The sequence below is a fragment of the Streptosporangium subroseum genome (assembly GCF_900188345.1).
Lineage (GTDB): Bacteria > Actinomycetota > Actinomycetes > Streptosporangiales > Streptosporangiaceae > Streptosporangium > Streptosporangium subroseum.
Genome location: NZ_FZOD01000013.1, coordinates 36,417 through 55,205, shown reverse-complemented (window position 1 = coordinate 55,205; position 18,789 = coordinate 36,417). Strand labels below are relative to the sequence as shown.

Here is an 18,789-nt window from a genome sequence, read left to right as displayed (position 1 = left end):
GTTCTCAGGATTCGCGCATCGGAATACGGACGTCGCGCTCCTCCGCGACCGTGACGGCGTCGTCGTAACCGGCGTCGACGTGGCGGATCACTCCCATGCCGGGGTCGTTGGTGAGGACCCGGTTGAGCTTCTCGGCGCTGAGTTTCGTGCCGTCGGCGACGGTGACCTGGCCGGCGTGGATGGAACGGCCGATGCCGACGCCGCCGCCGTGGTGGATGGAGACCCAGGCGGCTCCGGAGGCCACGTTGAGCATGGCGTTGAGCAGCGGCCAGTCGGCGATCGCGTCGGAGCCGTCGGCCATGGCCTCGGTCTCCCGGTACGGGCTCGCGACGCTGCCGCAGTCGAGGTGGTCGCGGCCGATCACCAGCGGGGCCTCGATCTCGCCGGAGGCCACCATGTCGTTGAAGCGCTCCCCCGCCAGGTGGCGCTCGCCGTACCCGAGCCAGCAGATCCGCGCGGGCAGTCCCTGGAAGTGGACCTTCTCCTGGGCCATCCGGATCCATCTGGTCAGCGGTTCGTTGTCCGGGAACAGCTCCAGGATCGCCCGGTCGGTCTTGGCGATGTCCTGGGCGGATCCGGACAGCGCCGCCCAGCGGAACGGGCCCTTGCCCTCGCAGAACAGCGGCCGGATGTAGGCGGGCACGAAGCCGGGGAAGTCAAAGGCCCGGGCGTAGCCTGCGAGCTGCGCCTCGCCCCGGATCGAGTTGCCGTAGTCGAAGACCTCGGCGCCCGCGTCCTGGAAGCCGACCATGGCCTCGACGTGCCTGGCCATGGACTCGCGCGCCCTCCGCGTGAAGGCGGCCGGGTCCTTCTCCCGCTCGGCGGCCATGTCCGCGAAGGCCATGCCGGCCGGCAAGTACATGAGCGGATCGTGCGCCGACGTCTGGTCGGTGACGATGTCGATCTCGGCGCCCCTGCGGAGCAACTCGGGAACGGCCTCGGCCGCGTTGGCCTCGACGCCGATGCTCAGCGGCCTGCCCTGGTCACGGGCCTCGTAGGCGAGGCGCAGCGCCTCGTCGAGGTCCTTGGCCTTCACGTCCAGGTAACGGTGCTCGATCCGCCGGTCGATCGACCTCGGGTCGCAGTCGATGCAGATGACCACGCCGCCGTTCATGGTCACGGCCAGCGGCTGGGCGCCGCCCATGCCGCCGAGCCCGGCGGTCAGCGTGATCGTCCCGGAGAGGTCGGCCGACGAGCCGGCGCGGTGGAGGGGTTTCCTGGCGGCGAGCTTGGCGGCGACGGCCACGAAGGTCTCGTAGGTTCCCTGCAGGATGCCCTGGGTGCCGATGTAGATCCAGGACCCGGCCGTCATCTGCCCGTACATGGTCAGGCCCGCGGCTTCCAGACGGCGGAACTCCTCCCAGTTCGCCCAGTCGGGCACCAGGTTGGAGTTGGCGATGAGCACCCGCGGCGCCCACTCGTGCGTGCGGAACACCCCGACGGGGCGGCCGGACTGCACCAGCAGCGTCTCGTCACCCTCCAGCGTGGTCAGGGTGCGGGTGATCGCGTCGAAGGAACGCCAGTCGCGTGCGGCCTTGCCCGAACCGCCGTAGACGACGAGCTCCTCCGGATGCTCGGCCACCTCGGGGTCCAGGTTGTTCTGGATCATGCGAAGCGCGGCCTCCTGTGGCCACCCCTTCGCGGTGAGCGTGGTGCCGCGCGGCGCGCGCACGATCCGGCTGCCGGTCATCGCCGAGCCTCCCCATCAGACCTGAATGAACGCATTCATATTTGTCACTCGAAGGCCACAGGTCAACCCGGCGGACAGAGATCAGACCAAGAACCACAGGTCAGATCGACTCAGAGGAAGGGGGCACTCAGGGCGACGTACCCTGAAATGCCCCCGACCCCTGGTCGCCGTCACGATCATCGCCCCACACTCGTCCCGCACGGACGAGTCCGGGGGTCGAGCTCGGCAAGCGTCCGATGGACGCCCTCACGCGAAGGAGAGGCTCCGCACAGGCGTGGATGCCCGGTTTTCCCGGTGGCGAATCAGCCAATGGCCCCCGTGTCCGAACGATCTCCCTACTCACCCTGCACATTTGCATAATTCGCGCCAAACCTGAGAAGCGGACTAGACCAGCGGCGGACCGCGACCGGGGAGATCGCGCTCTCAGGTGGGGAGCAGGAACTGGGTGGCGGCGAGCTCGCGATAGAGATCGTCGTCGGTGAGCAGCTCGCGGTGGGTGCCGACGGCCCGCACCCGGCCCGCCTCCATCACCACGATCCGGTCGGCGCCGGTCACCGTGGACAGGCGATGGGCGATCACCAGCACGGTCGTCTCCGTCGCCACCTCGGCGATCACCTCGCGGAGCCGTAGCTCGTTGACCGCGTCGAGCTGGGAGGTGGCCTCGTCGAGCAGGAGCAGCCGGGGGGTGCGCAGCAGAGCGCGGGCGATGGCGACCCGCTGGCGCTCGCCGCCGGAGAGCATGATCCCGCGATGGCCGACCCTGGTCTCCAGTCCCTCGGGGAGCCGGGAGACCAGGTCCTCCAGACGGGTCCGCGCGAGCACCCGCCAGATGTCGGCCTCCTCCACCCCCGGCGCGGCGAAGACGAGGTTCTCCCTGAGCGTGCCGTCCAGCACCGGCGCGTCCTGCTCGACGTAGCCGAGGCCGGAGCGGAGCTCGGCCAGCGGCCACTGCCTGATGTCGCGGCCGTCAACCGTGATCGTTCCGGCCTGCTGCTCGTAGAACCGTTCGAGCAGGGCGAACACGCTGGACTTGCCCGCGCCCGACGGGCCGACCAGGGCGGTCAGCCCGCCCGCGGGAACCTCGAAGGAGACGTCGTCGTGGACGATCGGCCGGTCGTCGCCGTAGCGGAAGACCACGCCCTCGAAGCGGACCCCCGCGGGGGTCCTGCCGACGTGGTAGACCGTGTCGTCCGGCTCCTCGGCCGGGAGCTCCTCGATCTCCCGGATCCGCTTCACCGCCGCCAGGCCGTTCTGCACCTGCGTGAATCCCTGGATCAGCTGGCCCATGGGAGCGACGAGGTAGAACAGGTAGAGCAGGAACGCGATCAGCGACGACACCTCCAGCGTGCCGGCGGCGACCCGCGCTCCGCCCACGCCGAGCACGGTCACGAAGGCGAGCTGCGCGGAGAGCCACGCGGAGATTCCGGCGATCGAGGTCAGCCAGGCCACCGCGATGCCCCGGTCCCGCGCCTCCCTGGCCGCCTCTCCCACCGCGGCGATCTCCCGCTCCTCGGCTCCGCTGGCCTTGACCGTGCGGAAGGCCTGCAGCACCCGGTCGAGCACCGCGCCCATCTCGCCCACCGCGATCTGCGCCTGCATGGCGGCCCTGCGGATCCGCGGCATGACCAGGCCCACGAGCGAACCCACCACGGCCAGGACCGCCAGCGTGATGAGCAGCAGCAGCCCATCCATGATCGCCATCATCACGATGGCGCCCACGAGCATGAACACCGCGCTGATCGTCTCCACGACGCCGTCGGTGAACACCGCCCGGAGCAACGTGGTGTCCGAGGTCACCCGGGACAGCAGGTCCCCCGGCTTGAGCTGGTCCACCTGGGGCACTCGCAGCCGCAGCATCCTGTCCACCAGGCTTCGCCGGGCGGAGTACACGATGCCCTCGCCCATTCGCTCCAGCACGTATCTGCCGAGCGCGCCGACGCCCGCGCCCACGAGCACGGCGGCCGTCAGGCCGAGCACCGGCCCGAGCAGGGAGCGTTGCTCGCCGAAGGCGTCGATCACCGTTTTGGCGAGAAGCGGCATCGCCAGCCCGGCCACGGAACCGATGAGGCTGAGCACGCCTCCCAGCAGCAGGGCCCGTCTGTGGGGCCGGATATAGCCGAACAGAAGCCGCCAGGACGCGGTCTCGGGCACTGCGGTCTCCTCTGGACTGAAGTGACCGGCCCCCGGTCGCTGTTCTTCTTGTCTACCTCGCACGCGCTCACCCCGGGCGTTCCGCCCGATTCCATTTCCACAGCCGAAAACCGACCACGTCAACATAAGTTGACGCGATCGATCCTGTCAACCAAAGTTGACGACCAGGAATCCGGAAACGCCTCGGAGAAAGGTCCAGGCACCTCCGCCGCGGGCTCCGAGCTCCTGACCGGCAGGGCGGGAAAGCGGCCCGAATCGCCGAATGCCGGTGTTCCGTTGATCGCTCCCCGATCAACGGAACACCGGCACCCGGTGCGATGGTCTAAAGATCAGCGGCGCTTGACGCCGTACTCCCTGCGCATCTCGGCCACGGTGTCCAGGATCTCGTCCTGGGTCTTGAGCAGCTTCGCCTCGGCCTCCTCGGTCCGGCCCTCGGCGGCCAACCGGCGGTTCCCGGTGCGACGACCCAGCTTCAGCTTGGCCTGAGCTTTCATCGCACGCAGGTTGAGCTTCTCCATGAGACCCATGATCCACACCCTTCGACAGGAAGGCCCGTCAACTGCCCCATAAACGGCCGACTATGCGCCCCAGGACCTTTCCCGTCCCTCCTGAGCCCTCAGCCTCACCACCGGCCCAATCTGGCAGGCATCTCGCCAGGGGCGACGTGCTCGCGGGAAAGGCCGTTGAACGGCCCGCGGTGAAGAGGCTTTCCCCGGTGAGCTCAGCGCCGGGATCGGCGGCGGGTGGAGGGGAGGTCGTGCCGGCCGGAGACGAACTCCTGGAAAGCGATCTTGGCGCGGATCACCGGACGGCGCCAGCGTTCTTCCCGGCGTTCGGCCGTGGCCATCTTGCGGGGCTGGGGACGGCGGGCGCCGGGGGCGAAGAACAGGTGAGCCCAGGGAGATCCCGGGCGGGCCAGCCGTATCGCGCCGGGAACCAGGAGGACCGGGACGAACAGGCCCGCCAGACCGGTCCAGATCTTGCCCTTGAGCAAGGTGATCACCGCGAGCACGAGGTTGGCCACGATGAAACCGGCCGTGATCCACGTTCCCCGGAGCGTGCCGTCGGAGTTCTCCCAGCCCAGCGGGCGCAGGCCGATCAGGAGGAGGCCGGTGACCGCGATCGCGATGAACACGGCGTCGACCGACGCGCGGCCCTCCTCCTCCCAGTAGACGTCGCGCAGGTGCAGGATCAGCGCGAACTCGTCCAGGATCAGGGCGGCGCCGATGCCGAAGACGGCGGCCGTCACGGCATACCAGCCGGCGGAGATGTCCGACATGATCAGACCTGACACCCCGCCGAGCAGGGTCAGCACCACGCCGAACACCACGTGGTGGATGTGCATCTCACCGACGTTGAGGTTGCGGAACCAGCCGATCTTGGCGCGGATGAGCCGGACGTTGATCCTGGTGAGCACGAAGGTGACGATCAGCGCGGCGAAGAAACAGAACAGCGGTAGCCGTTCTGTGTCCACCATGCGTTGCCCGAACAAATCCCCCACTGCTCTACCAGGTTATGCGAGAGATCCGATTATGCGAGGAAACCTCGCAGAAGCGCCGCGGTGCCTTCAAGGTGTTCGGCCACCGCGCGACGCGCGGCGTCGGGATCACCGTTCAGGATGGCCGCCACGATCGCCTCGTGCTGGGTGGCGGCGTGCTCGATGTTGCGGTGGAGCACCGGGATGGCGTTGAGCAGGTCGGTGACCCGGAGCCGGGCGTCGGCGCCGGTCGCGGCGAGCAGCGGAGAGCCGGTCATCTCCGCGATGGCCAGGTGGAAGGCCGTGTCGAGGCGGCGGTAGTCGTCGGGCCCGGCGGAGTTGACCTCCAGCAGTCGCTCCCGCAGCGTGCTCCGCTGCGCCTGGCTCAGCTCGGCGGTGGCGAGCACCTGCGCGGCGCCGCAGTCCACGGCCATCCTGAAGGTGAGCGCGTCGGCCAGGTCGTCGGTGCCCATGTCGTTCACGGCCTTGCGCAGCTCTGTCTGGCTCGGGGGCGGCGGGGCGTAGGTGACGAACGCGCCGCCGTACCTGCCTCGCCGTACGTCGAGGTAACCCGCCTCCTGCAGGGCGCGGATGGCCTCGCGCAGGGTGACCCTGCTGATCCCGAGCTGTACGGCGAGCTCCCGCTCCGGGGGCAGCTTCTCGGTCACCATGCCAAGCTTGATGACCTGGAGCAGGCGTTCCACGGTCTCCTCGAAGGCGTTGCCTCCGCGTACGGGACGCAGTACGGCCGCCAGCCGCGACACCTCGCTCATCCTGCCTCCCCCCTTGACGGTCGCGAGATCTCGCCCAATCCCCCGCGCCCCCTTGACAAGAGACCCCTCATGCATCAATGGTCTGATACTAGCCCAAAGGACTCCGGCGAGGAGAGCGCAGTGGACGTCGGTGAGCTTCACGACGAGGTACGGGCAGGACGAATCGACACCGTACTGCTTGCGGTGGTCGACATGCAGGGTCGCCTGCAGGGAAAACGACTGTCCGCGCGCTACTTCCTGGAAGAGGTGCTGGACCACGCCTCCGAGGGCTGCAACTACCTGCTCGCGGTCGACATCGACATGAACACGGTCGATGGCTACGCGATGTCGTCATGGGAACGAGGATACGGCGACTTCGTGATGAAGCCCGATCTGTCCACCCTGCGGCGGGTGCCGTGGCAGGAGGGTACGGCGCTGCTGATGGCCGACCTGGTGTGGGAGGACGGCTCCGACGTGACCGCCTCCCCGCGGCAGATCCTGCGCAGGCAGCTGGCCCGCCTCCAGGAGCGGGACTGGGGGGCGTTCGTCGGGACCGAGCTGGAGTTCGTGGTCTACGACGACACCTACGAGGACGCCTGGCGGCGCGGCTACCGCGACCTGGCCCCGGCCAACCTCTACAACGTCGACTACTCCCTCCTCGGCACCGCCAGGATCGAGCCGCTGCTGCGCAGGATCAGGCTCGGCATGGAGGGCGCGGGGATGTACGTCGAGTCGGCCAAGGGCGAGTGCAACCTCGGCCAGCACGAGATCGCCTTCCGCTACGCGGACGCCCTCGCCAGCTGCGACAACCACTCCATCTACAAGAACGGCGCCAAGGAGATCGCCTCCCAGGAGGGCCGGTCGATCACCTTCATGGCCAAGCCGAACGAGCGCGAGGGCAACTCCTGCCACATCCACATCTCGCTCAGGAACGGCGACGGGGAGCCGATCATGGCCGGGTCCGAGCCACACGGGCTGTCCGGGATCGGGCAGCACTTCATCGCCGGACAGCTCGCCTTCATGCGCGAGCTCACCCTCCTCTACGCCCCGAACATCAACTCCTACAAGCGGTACGTGCCGGGCAGCTTCGCCCCCACCGCGATCAAGTGGGGCGTGGACAACCGGAGCTGCGCGCTGCGCCTGGTCGGCCACGGGCAGTCCCTGCGGATCGAGAACCGGGTGCCCGGCGGCGACGTCAACCCCTACCTGGCGGTCTCCGCGCTGATCGTGGCCGGGCTGTACGGCATCGAGCACGAGCTGCCCCTTGAGGAGGCGTTCACGGGGAACGCCTACGTCTCGGGCGCCGACACCGTGCCGCCCACGCTCCGGGAGGCGCTGGGGCTGTGGGAGGGTTCGGAGCTGGCCAGGACCGCCTTCGGCGAGGACGTCGTGGCGCACTACGCGAACAACGCCCGGGTGGAGCTGGCCGCCTTCGACGCGGCGGTCACCGACTGGGAGCTTTTCAGGGGATTCGAACGGATGTGAGCGTGAAAATCATTAACCCGGCGACCGAAGAGGTCGTCGCCGACGTCGAGATGGCGGACGCCGCCGAGGTGGACCGGGCGGTGGAGCGCGCCAGGCGCGCGTTCGCCACCTGGCGGAACGTCGGACCCGGGGACCGGGCCCGGCTGCTGCGGAGGTTCGCCGCGCTGGTGGAGGAGCACGCCGAGGAACTGGCCCAGCTGGAGATCGCCAACTCCGGGCACACGGTCGGCAACGCCCGCTGGGAGGCCGGCAACGTCCGGGACGTGCTGAACTTCTACGCCGGAGCGCCCGAGCGCAACCACGGCCTGCAGATCCCGGTGCCCGGCGGGCTGGACGTCACGTTCCGGGAGCCGCTGGGCGTCGTCGGCGTGATCGTGCCGTGGAACTTCCCGATGGTCATCATGACCTGGGGGGTGGCCCCGGCACTGGCCGCGGGAAACACCGTGATCGTCAAACCCGCCGAGTGGACGCCGCTGACCGCCCTGCGACTGGCCGAGCTCGCTCTCGCGGCGGGTCTCCCCGAAGGGGTGCTGCAGGTCCTGCCCGGAATCGGGGAGGTGGCGGGTGCCCGGCTGGTCGACCACCCGGACGTGGCGAAGATCGTGTTCACCGGCTCGACCGAGGTCGGCAAGGAGATCGCGGCGAAATGCGCCGGGCAGGTCAAGCGGATCACGCTGGAACTGGGCGGCAAGAACGCCAACGTGATCTTCGCCGACGCCGATCTGGAGAAGGCGGCGGCGACCGCGCCGTACGCCGTGTTCGACAACGCGGGCCAGGACTGCTGCGCGCGTTCGCGGATCCTGGTCGAGCACTCGGTGTACGACGACTTCCTGGCGCGCCTTTCCGAGGCGGTGCTGAAGGTCAAGGTCGGCGACCCCCGCGACGAGAGCACCGAGATGGGCCCGCTGATCAGCGCCGAGCATCGCGGCCGCGTGGCCTCCTTCGTCACCGGGACTCCCCACCTGCAGGGTTCGTGCCCGTCCGGTCCCGGCTTCTGGTTCCCCGCGACGATCCTGACCCCGCGGACGCTGGACGACCCGGCGTACACCGAGGAGATCTTCGGTCCGGTGGTGTCGGTGGTGCCGTTCGACGACGAGGCGGACGCCGTACGGATCGCCAACGACACGCGGTACGGACTCAGCGGATCCATCTGGACCCGGGACGTCGGGCGCGCGCTCCGGGTGGCGCGGGCGGTCGAGGCGGGCAACCTCAGCGTGAACTCCCATTCGAGCGTCCGCTACTGGACGCCGTTCGGCGGCTTCAAACAGTCCGGGCTCGGACGCGAACTGGGCCCGGACGCCCTGTCCGCGTTCACCGAGACCAAGAACGTCTTCATTTCGGAGGATTGACAGATATGCAGCGTTTGCAGGGCCGGGTGGCCGTCATCACCGGTGCGGGAAGCGGCATCGGCCTGGCCACCGCACGCCGGTTCGCCGAGGAGGGCGCCCACGTCGTGTGCGTGGACCTGGACGAGCCGAGCGGATCCTCGGCCGCGGCCGAGGTGGGCGGCCTGTTCGTCAAGGCCGACGTCACCAGCGAGAGCGACGTCATCCGGATGTACCAGACCGCGTTCGACACCTACGGCAGCGTGGACATCGCGTTCAACAACGCGGGCATCTCGCCGCCGGACGACGACTCGATCCTGGAGACCGGCCTCGACGCCTGGCGCCGGGTCCAGGAGGTCAACCTCACCTCGGTCTATCTGTGCTGCAAATACGCCATCCCCTACATGCAGCGCCAGGGCAAGGGCTCGATCATCAACACCGCGTCCTTCGTGGCCGTGATGGGATCGGCCACCAGCCAGATCTCCTACACCGCGTCGAAGGGCGGCGTGCTGGCCATGTCCCGCGAGCTCGGCGTGCAGTTCGCCCGCGAGGGCATCCGGGTGAACGCCCTCTGCCCGGGACCGGTGAACACGCCGCTGCTGCGGGAACTGTTCGCCAAGGACCCCGAGCGGGCGCAGCGCCGCCTGGTGCACATCCCGGTCGGCCGGTTCGCCGAGGCCTCCGAGATCGCCGCCGCGGTGGCCTTCCTGGCGTCGGACGACGCCAGCTTCATCACCGGGTCGGAGTTCCTGGTGGACGGCGGCATCTCGGGCGCGTACGTGACCCCGCTGTAGCCGCTCGGGGACGTACGCCACCGCCGCCTTCGAGCGTGTCGTACCTCACCGCCGCTTTCAAGCGGTGTGTCGTATCTCTGCTTTTGAGGGTGCGTCGTACCTCACCGCCATCTTCGGGCGTGCGTCGCGCTTCGCCACTCCCCGGGGTGTCGTACCTCACACTCCCGGCGTCAAGCGGGTGCCGCATGTCACACCGCCGTCATCGATAACGTGCCGGGACGTGGGCATAATGTCCCACGTCCCGGTATCCCGTAAGAGAGAGATCATGTCCCGTCCCGTCATCGGAATCACCTGTTACGTCGAGCCCGCGAAGTTCGCCGCCTGGGAGATGAGCACCGCGCTCCTGCCGTACGACTACGTCGACCACGTGGTCCGCGCGGGCGGGCAACCGGTGATCCTGCCCCCGGCGGGCGACCCCTCCGCCCTGGTGGGGCGCCTGGACGGGCTGATCCTGGCCGGTGGCGGAGACGTCAGCCCGGCGCGGTACGGCGAGGCCCCGCACGAGCGGACCGGCTACGTCCGTGATTTCCGCGACGAGGCCGAGCTCGGGGTGACCCGGGCGGCCCTGGAGCGGGGCGTCCCGTTCCTGGGGATCTGCCGGGGCCTCCAGATCCTGAACGTCGCCCTCGGCGGCAGCCTCCACCAGCACCTTCCCGACGTCGTCGGCCACCCGGGGCACGCCCCGGCCCCCGGTCGCTACGGCCGGATGCCCGTACGGCTGGAGCCGGGCGGCCAGATCACCAAGATCTTCGATACCGAGAGCGTGGACGTGGCCCACTCCCACCACCAGGCGATCGACCGCCTGGGGACGGGCCTGACCGTGACCGCCTACGCCGAGGACGGCACGATCGAGGCCGTCGAGCTGGTGGACCACCCGTTCGCCCTCGCGGTCCAGTGGCATCCCGAGACCGAGGACGAGTCCGCCCTGTTCGAGGCCCTGGTCGAGCACATCCGCCTCTGAACGAGATCGCCGCCTTCGTTTCGGGTCATCGGATCCGCCACGACTCGTTCCTGAGCGAGGATGCGCGCCAACGGTGGCCGCCGATCCCCGGGACCGGTCGAGCGAGGTGGGTGAGACGCCGGAGAAGGAGCGTCACCGCGAAGGGATTTCGCCGGGCAGGTGCGGGCCGTTAGGCTGGTCGCAACACCGATGAATCCCGTGCGGGAGAGCGTCCTGACAGCCAGACCAGGACCCCTGAAGGAGCAAGCCCTCCCCGCGAACCTCTCAAGGCAAAGGACCGTACGGGTAGGTGTCCTCTGGAAAGCAGGCCCCGCGGCCTCGCCGAAGGTGAAAGTCCGGCAAAAATCGGGCGAAACTCTCAGGCACCCATGACAGAGGGGGAGGATGCTCTCATCTGTCCCCTGCCTGAGGTGCGAACATGTCCCGACCTACGCCGCTGCGCGGCGTCCACGAGACCCTCGGCGCGACGCTGACCGATTTCGCGGGCTGGCTGATGCCGCTCCGCTACGGCAGCGAGTCCACCGAGCACAACGCGGTCCGCCAGGCGGCAGGACTGTTCGACCTGTCCCACATGGGCGAGATCTTCGTGACCGGCCCGCAGGCCGGCGAGGCCCTCGACTATGCGCTGGTCGGCTACATCTCCGCCGTCGAGCCGGGCCGCGCCCGCTACACGATGATCGTCGACGCCGAAGGCCACGTGCTGGACGATCTGATCGTCTACCGGCTGGCCCCCGACGAGTTCATGGTCGTCGCCAACGCCTCCAACTACCCCCGCGTCGCCGCCGAGCTCACCGACCGCGCCAAGTCCTTCGACGCGACGGTGGACGACCGCTCCGAGGAGTACGCGCTGATCGCGGTCCAGGGCCCGCGGGCACAGGCCATCCTGGGCGAGCTCACCGACGCCGACCTCGACGGGCTCAAATATTACGCGGGGCTGCCCGCCACCGTGGCCGGCCGCGAGGCGCTCGTCGCCCGCACCGGTTACACCGGCGAGGACGGCTTCGAGCTGTTCGTCCCGGCCGCTGACGCGGAGCCGCTCTGGGCGGCGCTCACCAAGGCGGGCGAGCCGTACGGCCTGATCCCCGCCGGACTGTCCGCACGCGACACCCTCCGCCTGGAGGCGGGCATGCCGCTCTACGGCAACGAGCTGTCGGCGGAGCACACTCCGTTCGACGCCGGGCTGGGCCGTGTGGTGAGGTTTGACAAACCGGGCGACTTCGTCGGCCGGGCCGCCCTGGAACCACTCAAGGACGTCCCGCCGACCCGCCGCCTGGTCGGATTGATCGCGACCGGCCGCAGGGTGCCCCGCCACGGGTATCCGGTGGTCGTCACCGGTGGCGGTGACGTCGTCGGCGAGGTCACCAGCGGAGCGCCCTCCCAGTCACTGGGCAGGCCCATCGCGATGGCCTATGTGGACAACGGCCTGTCCACCGGCCTGGCCGTGGACATCCGGGGTAGCCACGAGGCAGTCGACGTCGTCGAACTGCCTTTCTACAGGAGGAAAAAGTGAGCAGCATTCCCGAGGACCTGCAGTACACCAAGGAACACGAGTGGATCGCCGGCGTCGACGACGGCCTGACCCTCACCGTGGGCATCACCGCATATGCCGCCGAGGCGCTGGGTGACGTGGTCTTCGTACAGGTCCCCGAGGCCGGTACGACGGTCGCCGCCGGCGACGCGGTCGGCGAGGTCGAGTCGACCAAGTCGGTGAGCGACATCTTCGCCCCGGTCAGCGGCGAGATCGTCGAGGTCAACCAGACGGTCGTGGACGACCCCTCGCTGGTCAACAGCGACTCCTACGGCGACGGCTGGTTGTTCCGCATCCGCATCGAGGGCACCGCCGACGACCTGCTGTCGCCCGAGGAGTACACCGCGCTCACCTCCGGTGAGTCATAAAATCTCCCATCTTGCGCCGTGATCACGCGTACCGACGCGTACGCGTGATCACGGCGATGTTAAGGACCGGATCAGTCAACGACCCCGGCCTGAAGGTCAGGGCTTGAGGTGCCGTACCGCGCACCGATGGCCTCGCGTTGACCAGCCCGAGTCGATCATCGTGGAGGAGGTGCATTCGATTGACTACGTTTCTTGTGAGTGAGAAGACCCACCAAGCCGTGCTTCCTCAGCGGCTTGCTCTGGAATCGGTGGGAGCAGACAACCCCGGGGGTGGGGACGAAACGGCTCACCGACTCCCGGCCATGCCGGGCACTGGCATGGAACATGGGCGAGGGGAGATCGGTTCGGGCGGCACCCGCCTGCACCGGCGTCACCCCGAGGGCGCTTCGGTGTCCGAGGGAGCGAACCGTGAGGTTCACCCGGTCGTGTTCGTTCTGGACAAACACGACCAGCCGCTGGATCCGTGCCATCCGGCCCGTGCTCGCCGTCTGCTGGCGGCGGGTCGGGCGGTGGTGGCCCGGCACACCCCGTTCGTCATCAGGCTCAAAGACCGCACCGCCGCCGACTCCACCATCCAGGGCGTGCAGGTCAGCATCGACCCCGGCAGCAAACACACCGGTATCGCCGTATTCACCGAACACGGCGGAGACCGCAGCGGCGGGTACGCACTGCAACTCGACCATCGGGGCGGGCAGATCCGCGACAAGCTCACCGCGCGCTCGCAGTACCGGCGGCGACGCCGCAGTAAGAACCTGCGCTATCGCGCGCCCCGGTTCAAAAACCGGACCAAGCCGAAGGGTTGGCTCGCGCCGTCCCTGCAACACCGCGTCGACACCACCATGTCCTGGGTGGGACGGCTGAGAAGCTGGGCCCCGGTCACCGCCATGCACGTGGAGAAGGTCGCCTTCGACACCCACGCCTTGTCGGCGGGCAAGCCGCTCGAAGGGGTCGACTACCAGCAGGGCACCCTCGCCGGATACGAGGTCCGGGAGTACCTGCTGGAAAAGTGGGGGCGTGCCTGCGCCTACTGCGGCGCCCAGAACGTGCCGCTGAACCTCGACCACCTGCACGCGCGCTCCCGAGGCGGCTCCGACCGGATCAGCAACCTCGCCCTGGCCTGCATCCCGTGCAACCAGACCAAGAACGCCACCCCGATCCAGGAGTTCCTGACGACCAGGCCCGCGCTCCTGACGAAGATCCTCAAGCAGGCGAAGGCCCCGTTAGGAGACGCTGCCGCGGTCAACGCGACCCGGTGGGCGTTGTGGCGGGCGTTGGAAGCGACCGGCTTGGCGGTGGCCACGGCCTCGGGCGGTCGGACGAAGTGGAACCGATCGCGCACCGGCGCGCCGAAGTCACACACCCTCGATGCGCTGCACGTCGGCGACCTGGAGACGGTGACCGCCTGGCCGTCCATCGTTTTGGTGGTGAAGGCGACCGGGCGCGGCACCTACTGCCGCACCCGCACCGACGCCTACGGATTCCCCCGGTTGCGGCTGCCCCGGATCAAGCAGGTCAAGGGGTTCACCACCGGCGACCTGGTCGGCGCGAACGTACCGACCGGTAAGAAAGCCGGGGTTCACACCGGCCGGGTCGCGGTCCGCTCCACCGGCCGTTTCAACATCACCACCCGGCACGGCACCGTTCAAGGCATTCACCACCGCCATGTTCGACTGCTTCAGCGAGCCGACGGCTACGGCTACACCACCCACCCAGAGGCGCGGGACCGTTCCGTGTTTTCTCCCGGTCCTGAAGGATCGGGTTTCCACGCTGGAGGTAATCGATGACGATCAGTGTCTTTGATCTTTTCAAGATCGGAATCGGCCCGTCCAGCTCGCACACCGGCGGCCCGATGGCCGCCGCCCACAAGTTCGCCCGGGGGCTCAGCCAGGACGGGCTCCTGGAGAAAACCGCCAGGGTCGAGGTCATCCTGTACGGCTCGCTCGGGTTGACCGGCAAGGGCCACGGCAGCGACAAAGCCGTCCTGCTCGGCCTGACGGGCGAGAAGCCCGAGCTCGTCGACGTCGACACCGTGGACGAACGGCTGGCCGCCATGCGAACGTCCGGCAGGATCTCCCTGTACGGCTCCCACGAGATCCCCTTTGTCATCGGCGAGGATCTGGTCTTCGAACGCAAGATCTCCCTTCCCGGCCACCCCAACGGCATGCGCTTCACCGCCTTCTCCGAGACCGGAGAGGTCCACCGCGAGAAGGTCTACTACTCGGTGGGCGGCGGTTTTGTCGTGGACGAGAACGCCACGGGCGCCGACCGGATCAAGCAGGACGACACCGTGGTGCCGTACCCCTTCCTGTCGGCCGTCGAGCTGCTCGCCCACTGCCGCGAGACGGGCCTGTCGATCTCCGGGCTGATGCTGGAGAACGAGAAGGCCTTCGGCCGCACCGAGGCCGAGATCCGCGCCCAGCTCCTCCGCCTCTGGCAGGTCATGTCGGAGTCCGTACGGCGGGGCATCGCCAAGGAGGGCGTGCTGCCCGGCGGCCTGAAGGTCCGCCGCCGCGCCCACCAGCTCCACCGGCAGCTGCAGAGCGAGTCCCCGGACAAGGACTCGCTGCAGACGATGGACTGGGTCTCGCTGTTCGCCCTCGCCGTCAACGAGGAGAACGCCGCCGGCGGCCGGATCGTCACCGCCCCCACCAACGGCGCAGCGGGCATCATCCCCGCGGTGCTCACCTACTACGACCGCTTCACGCGGAAGTCCGACGACGAGGGCGTGGTCCGCTTCCTGCTGACCGCCGGAGCGATCGGCGTGCTGTTCAAGGAGAACGCCTCCATCTCCGGCGCCGAGGTCGGCTGCCAGGGCGAGGTCGGCTCGGCCTGCTCGATGGCCGCCGCCGGGCTCACCGAGGTGCTGGGCGGCACCCCCGAGCAGGTGGAGAACGCCGCGGAGATCGGCATCGAGCACAACCTGGGCCTCACCTGCGACCCGATCGGCGGCCTGGTCCAGATCCCGTGCATCGAGCGCAACGCGGTGGCCTCCATCAAGGCCATCGCCGCGGCCAGGATCGCGCTGCGCGGCGACGGCCGGCACTTTGTGTCCCTGGACAAGGCGATCAAAACGATGCGCGACACCGGTCGCGACATGCTCGACAAGTACAAGGAGACCAGTCGCGGCGGCCTCGCCGTGAACGTCATCGAGTGCTGATCGACCCCTCCACCCCTCACCGGCCCACCCGTTCGACAAACAGACCAATCACCGCAACCTTCGCTATCTCGTACAAGGCCATCTGATCTCGCACCTATGCTGGGTGGCCTTGTCGGAGAGACTCAGGAGGTTCTGGTGTCAACGGGAACGCCCCCGGCGAGTCGCGCTCCGCGCTTGCTCCGCTTCCTCGGCGCACACTGGCTCTTCCTGGCCGCTCTGCTGGCCGGCGGCGGGCTCCGGGCCCTGGCCGTGCTGGGTTACCGGCCGGCCCTGTGGTTCTGGGCAGACTCCTTCGTCTACCTCGGCGGAGGGCTCGACCCCCGGCCCATGGAGTCGCGCCCGTCGGGCTACTCGCTGTTCCTGTGGATGCTGCGACCGCTCTCCAGCGTCCAGGCCGTGGTCGTGGTCCAGCACCTGCTCGGGCTGGCCGTGGCCGTCTGCGTCTACCTGCTGCTGCGCCGTCTGGGCGGACTGCCCGGATGGGGCGCGACGCTCGCCGCGCTGCCCGTGCTGCTGGACGTCCACCAGGTCCAGCTCGAACACCTCGTCATGGCGGACCTGCTCTTCCAGTTCCTGGCGGTGCTCGCGGTCACGCTGCTGCTGTGGTGGCGGCGCCCACCGGTGTGGATCGCGCTGCTCGCCGGGATCCTGCTGGCCGCGGCGACCGTCACCCGGACGATCGGACTGCCGCTGATCGCCGTGGCACTGGTCTGCATGCTGATCCGCCGGGCCGGGTGGAAGGCGATCACCGCCGCCACGCTGGCCGCCGTGATCGGCCTGGGCTCCTATGCCGTCTGGTTCGGATCCGAGTACGGGAGCTACGGGCTGACCCGGGGCAACGCCTTCCTGTGGGCGCGCACCGTCACCTTCGCCGACTGCGAGAAGATCAAGCCCGCCGGGCCGGAGGCCGCGCTCTGCCCCACGGAGCCGGTGAGCGAACGAGCGGCGCCGCCGGTCTACATCTGGGACGGCGACTCCCCACTGAACAAGATCAAGGGCACCTGGGCCGAACGCGACAAGCTCGCCGGCGCCTTCGCCACCCAGGCCATCCTGGCCCAGCCCCTGGACTTCCTCCGGGCCGGCCTGACCGACGTGGCCCACATCTTCGACTGGGACCGCCGCGTCTACCCCGTCCCCGGCCCGCAGAGCGCGTACGTCTTCCCCGACGACGCAAAGCCCTTCCCCAAGGGGGTCGCCTCGCAGGGAAAGACCGCCGAGGAGCTGACGACGGCCTACCAGGGCGTCTCCGGCGCGCCCTCCCTGGTCGAGCCGTACGCCGGCTGGCTGCGCGCCTACCAGCAGAACGGCTTCGTGCGTGGCCCATTCCTGGCGGTGATCCTGCTGGTGGGCCTCGTCGGCGTCCTGATGCGCCTGCGGCGGCTCGGCGGCGCCGTACTGCTGCCGTGGGCCGCGGGGACCATGCTGCTGGTCCTGCCGCCCTTCATCGCGGCCTTCGACCACCGCTACGTCGTGCCCGCCCTCCCGCTGCTCTGCCTGGCCGCCGGTCTGGCCTTCGGCGCCCGGCAGGAGAGCCCCGAGCATGAGGAAGCAGGGAGCCGACGGCCCCGGCACGGCAGGTCCCGGCACGAGGAATCCCCGATCGAGGAGTCCCAGCCCGAAGAGATCCGGCACGAGGAATCCCCGATCGAAGGGTTCCACCCCGAAGGACTCCAGCGCGAAGGGGCCCTGCGCGAGGCACTCCTGCGCGAAGGGCTCGCGCGTGAGGAATTCCAACGCGAGGGGCTCCTGCGTGAGGGATTCCAACGCGAAGGACTGCAGCGCGAGGGGCTCCAGCGTGAGGGACTGCAGCGCGAAAGTTCTCCTCGCTCGGTGTTCTGGCACGAGGAGTCCGCGCGTGAGGAGTCCCCGCACGAAGGGTTCTGGAAGGATGAGCCCCGGCGCGAAAGGTTCCTGCGCGAGCGGTCAGCGGCGGCGGACGTGCAGGCGGACGACCGCCCCCAGTTCAGGATCCCCGAGCACCCCGCGAACCTTGCCGACGGCGCCCTTGTTGAGCCGCGTCACGAGTTTGCCGACGTCGGCCGTAGGCGCACAGCTCACCCTGATCCGAACCCGCTCGTCCCTTACGAACCTCACGCGAGCACGGCTGAGCCCTTCGATTTCTTCAAGGGCGCCGACGAGCATCGCGGTCCCGGCCTTGGTGCGCCTCCCCCAGCGCCTCCAGCCGACGGCGTGTAGAAGCCACCGGATCGCGAGCAGCGCCAGCACGACCAGCGTCAGCGCGACCAGCCACCCCGCCCACGGATGCTCGGCCAGCCTGCCGGGGAACTCCCGGCGCAGGATCCGCTCCCCACTCGGCAGGCTGGGAATCCTGCCCCATCCCCGCAGGAAACCGTAGAGCCCGGCTCCGGTCAGCACCGCCCCGGTGACGGCCAGGCCGATCCGGTTGCCCAGGTATGCCTTCATCAGCCCCTCCTGCGCAGCCGTACCACGACCTCGCCCCCGCACATCGCGCCCAGGCCCGCCAGCCGGTCGCCCACCGCCGCGCCCACCCGGCGCAGCAACGGCCCGGTCCTGTCCGCATCGGTGAACACGGTGACCTCGACGTCCTGCGAGGTGAGCCGTACCCGCGCCCTGCCCACCTCGTTCACCGACTCGGCGGCCTGCCGCAGCGTACGGCGGAGCCCGGACCTGGTCAGGCCCATCACCGTCAGGGGGTCCCCGGACTCCAACGGCACCAGCCGGGTCCGTCCCGGCACCGCCGCCAGCCCGAGCAGCAGGAGCCCGACCACGATCAGGAGAAAGGCCACGGCGACGGTGGCGGGATCCGACCAGCTCCAGGCCCCGGCCCCGTTGACGAGCCTCCTGTACGGCACCCGCCCGACCGGCGAGCCCATCATCAGGCCGACCGTCATCACGGCCGCGGAGGACAGCACGACGGACGCTGTCAGAGCCACCACCACGCCCGCCGGAGACCTCCCCGGCCTCAGCATCCGCACCGACCTGCGACGCACCGTGTGCAGGTGTTCGCCGGCGGCCCTGGCCCCCGCGCCCGCCAGGGGTTCCTGGAGAGTAGTCGTCACCCGGACATGTGTACGCGGCCTCGCGTTCCCCGGCGGGGTTCAATCGCCCACTTGCACGAT

Annotated in this window: 15 protein-coding genes and 2 riboswitches; of the genes, 9 read left to right on the top strand and 6 right to left on the bottom strand. The window is 69.2% G+C overall.

Features of this window, described 5'->3' with window-relative positions; all coding sequences use genetic code 11:
• Nucleotides 1-4: 4 nt before the first annotated feature.
• The 5 genes from hutU to CHC08_RS15645 all read right to left on the bottom strand — a co-directional run bounded on the left by hutU (nt 5) and on the right by CHC08_RS15645 (nt 6,091).
• On the bottom strand, nt 5-1,690 hold the full coding sequence (gene hutU / locus CHC08_RS15665) for a urocanate hydratase (protein ID WP_089208013.1): 1,686 nt from the start codon (nt 1,688-1,690) through the stop codon (nt 5-7).
• Between the two features lie 423 nt (nt 1,691-2,113).
• Nucleotides 2,114-3,841, bottom strand: coding sequence for an ABC transporter ATP-binding protein (locus CHC08_RS15660; RefSeq protein WP_089208012.1), 1,728 nt, complete (start codon nt 3,839-3,841; stop codon nt 2,114-2,116).
• Between the two features lie 329 nt (nt 3,842-4,170).
• A complete protein-coding gene (locus tag CHC08_RS49585; RefSeq protein WP_204358685.1) occupies nt 4,171-4,368 on the bottom strand; it encodes a hypothetical protein in 198 nt (65 codons plus the stop codon).
• Nucleotides 4,369-4,562: 194 nt separating this feature from the next.
• Nucleotides 4,563-5,318: a hypothetical protein gene (locus CHC08_RS15650; RefSeq protein WP_089208010.1), complete on the bottom strand. Its 756-nt coding sequence runs from the start codon at nt 5,316-5,318 to the stop codon at nt 4,563-4,565.
• 53 nt (nt 5,319-5,371) lie between these two features.
• Nucleotides 5,372-6,091 carry a FadR/GntR family transcriptional regulator gene (locus CHC08_RS15645; RefSeq protein WP_089208009.1) on the bottom strand — a complete coding sequence of 240 codons (720 nt, stop codon included), beginning with the start codon at nt 6,089-6,091 and terminating at the stop codon, nt 5,372-5,374.
• A gap of 120 nt (nt 6,092-6,211) precedes the next feature.
• Between CHC08_RS15645 and CHC08_RS15640 the strand changes: the two genes are divergently transcribed.
• The 9 genes from CHC08_RS15640 (at nt 6,212) to CHC08_RS15600 (ending at nt 17,884) form a co-directional block, all read left to right on the top strand.
• A complete protein-coding gene (locus CHC08_RS15640; protein ID WP_275937174.1) occupies nt 6,212-7,555 on the top strand; it encodes a glutamine synthetase family protein in 1,344 nt (447 codons plus the stop codon).
• Between the two features lie 2 nt (nt 7,556-7,557).
• Nucleotides 7,558-8,904 carry an aldehyde dehydrogenase family protein gene (locus CHC08_RS15635; RefSeq protein ID WP_089208007.1) on the top strand — a complete coding sequence of 449 codons (1,347 nt, stop codon included), beginning with the start codon at nt 7,558-7,560 and terminating at the stop codon, nt 8,902-8,904.
• Nucleotides 8,905-8,909: 5 nt separating this feature from the next.
• Entirely contained in the window at nt 8,910-9,674 is a 765-nt protein-coding gene (locus CHC08_RS15630) for a 3-oxoacyl-ACP reductase (protein WP_089208006.1), read from the top strand.
• A gap of 265 nt (nt 9,675-9,939) precedes the next feature.
• Nucleotides 9,940-10,635 carry a gamma-glutamyl-gamma-aminobutyrate hydrolase family protein gene (locus CHC08_RS15625; RefSeq protein ID WP_089208005.1) on the top strand — a complete coding sequence of 232 codons (696 nt, stop codon included), beginning with the start codon at nt 9,940-9,942 and terminating at the stop codon, nt 10,633-10,635.
• A 191-nt stretch (nt 10,636-10,826) separates the two neighbouring features.
• Nucleotides 10,827-10,925, top strand: a riboswitch (glycine riboswitch).
• Nucleotides 10,926-11,020, top strand: a riboswitch (glycine riboswitch). It abuts the riboswitch before it with no gap.
• 33 nt (nt 11,021-11,053) lie between these two features.
• The gene (gcvT, locus tag CHC08_RS15620; RefSeq protein WP_089208004.1) at nt 11,054-12,145 is read left to right on the top strand and encodes a glycine cleavage system aminomethyltransferase GcvT; all 1,092 of its coding nucleotides are present in this window, start codon (nt 11,054-11,056) and stop codon (nt 12,143-12,145) included.
• Complete coding sequence (gene gcvH / locus CHC08_RS15615) at nt 12,142-12,531, top strand: glycine cleavage system protein GcvH (RefSeq protein WP_089208003.1); 390 nt, start codon at nt 12,142-12,144, stop codon at nt 12,529-12,531. Before gcvT ends, gcvH begins: the two co-directional genes overlap by 4 nt.
• Before the next feature lie 317 nt (nt 12,532-12,848).
• Complete coding sequence (gene iscB, locus CHC08_RS15610) at nt 12,849-14,315, top strand: RNA-guided endonuclease IscB (protein ID WP_245878338.1); 1,467 nt, start codon at nt 12,849-12,851, stop codon at nt 14,313-14,315.
• Nucleotides 14,312-15,688 carry an L-serine ammonia-lyase gene (locus CHC08_RS15605; RefSeq protein ID WP_089208002.1) on the top strand — a complete coding sequence of 459 codons (1,377 nt, stop codon included), beginning with the start codon at nt 14,312-14,314 and terminating at the stop codon, nt 15,686-15,688. The genes iscB and CHC08_RS15605 overlap by 4 nt, the downstream gene beginning before the upstream one ends.
• 135 nt (nt 15,689-15,823) lie before the next feature.
• Nucleotides 15,824-17,884 carry a hypothetical protein gene (locus CHC08_RS15600; RefSeq protein WP_179282056.1) on the top strand — a complete coding sequence of 687 codons (2,061 nt, stop codon included), beginning with the start codon at nt 15,824-15,826 and terminating at the stop codon, nt 17,882-17,884.
• 227 nt (nt 17,885-18,111) lie between these two features.
• Here CHC08_RS15600 and CHC08_RS15595 read toward each other — a convergent pair whose 3' ends face one another.
• A complete protein-coding gene (locus CHC08_RS15595) occupies nt 18,112-18,729 on the bottom strand; it encodes a DUF6286 domain-containing protein (RefSeq protein WP_143653231.1) in 618 nt (205 codons plus the stop codon).
• Nucleotides 18,730-18,789 lie beyond the last annotated feature (60 nt).

Bases quoted from the DNA above. Each gene is read 5' to 3' on its own strand.
- hutU (WP_089208013.1), bottom strand. From the start codon at position 1,690: ATGACCGGCAGCCGGATCGTGCGCGCGCCGCGCGGCACCACGCTCACC.
- CHC08_RS49585 (WP_204358685.1), bottom strand. From the start codon at position 4,368: ATGGGTCTCATGGAGAAGCTCAACCTGCGTGCGATGAAAGCTCAGGCC.
- CHC08_RS15650 (WP_089208010.1), bottom strand. From the start codon at position 5,318: ATGGTGGACACAGAACGGCTACCGCTGTTCTGTTTCTTCGCCGCGCTG.
- CHC08_RS15645 (WP_089208009.1), bottom strand. From the start codon at position 6,091: ATGAGCGAGGTGTCGCGGCTGGCGGCCGTACTGCGTCCCGTACGCGGA.
- CHC08_RS15630 (WP_089208006.1), top strand. From the start codon at position 8,910: ATGCAGCGTTTGCAGGGCCGGGTGGCCGTCATCACCGGTGCGGGAAGC.
- CHC08_RS15625 (WP_089208005.1), top strand. From the start codon at position 9,940: ATGTCCCGTCCCGTCATCGGAATCACCTGTTACGTCGAGCCCGCGAAG.
- gcvT (WP_089208004.1), top strand. From the start codon at position 11,054: ATGTCCCGACCTACGCCGCTGCGCGGCGTCCACGAGACCCTCGGCGCG.
- iscB (WP_245878338.1), top strand. From the start codon at position 12,849: ATGGAACATGGGCGAGGGGAGATCGGTTCGGGCGGCACCCGCCTGCAC.
- CHC08_RS15605 (WP_089208002.1), top strand. From the start codon at position 14,312: ATGACGATCAGTGTCTTTGATCTTTTCAAGATCGGAATCGGCCCGTCC.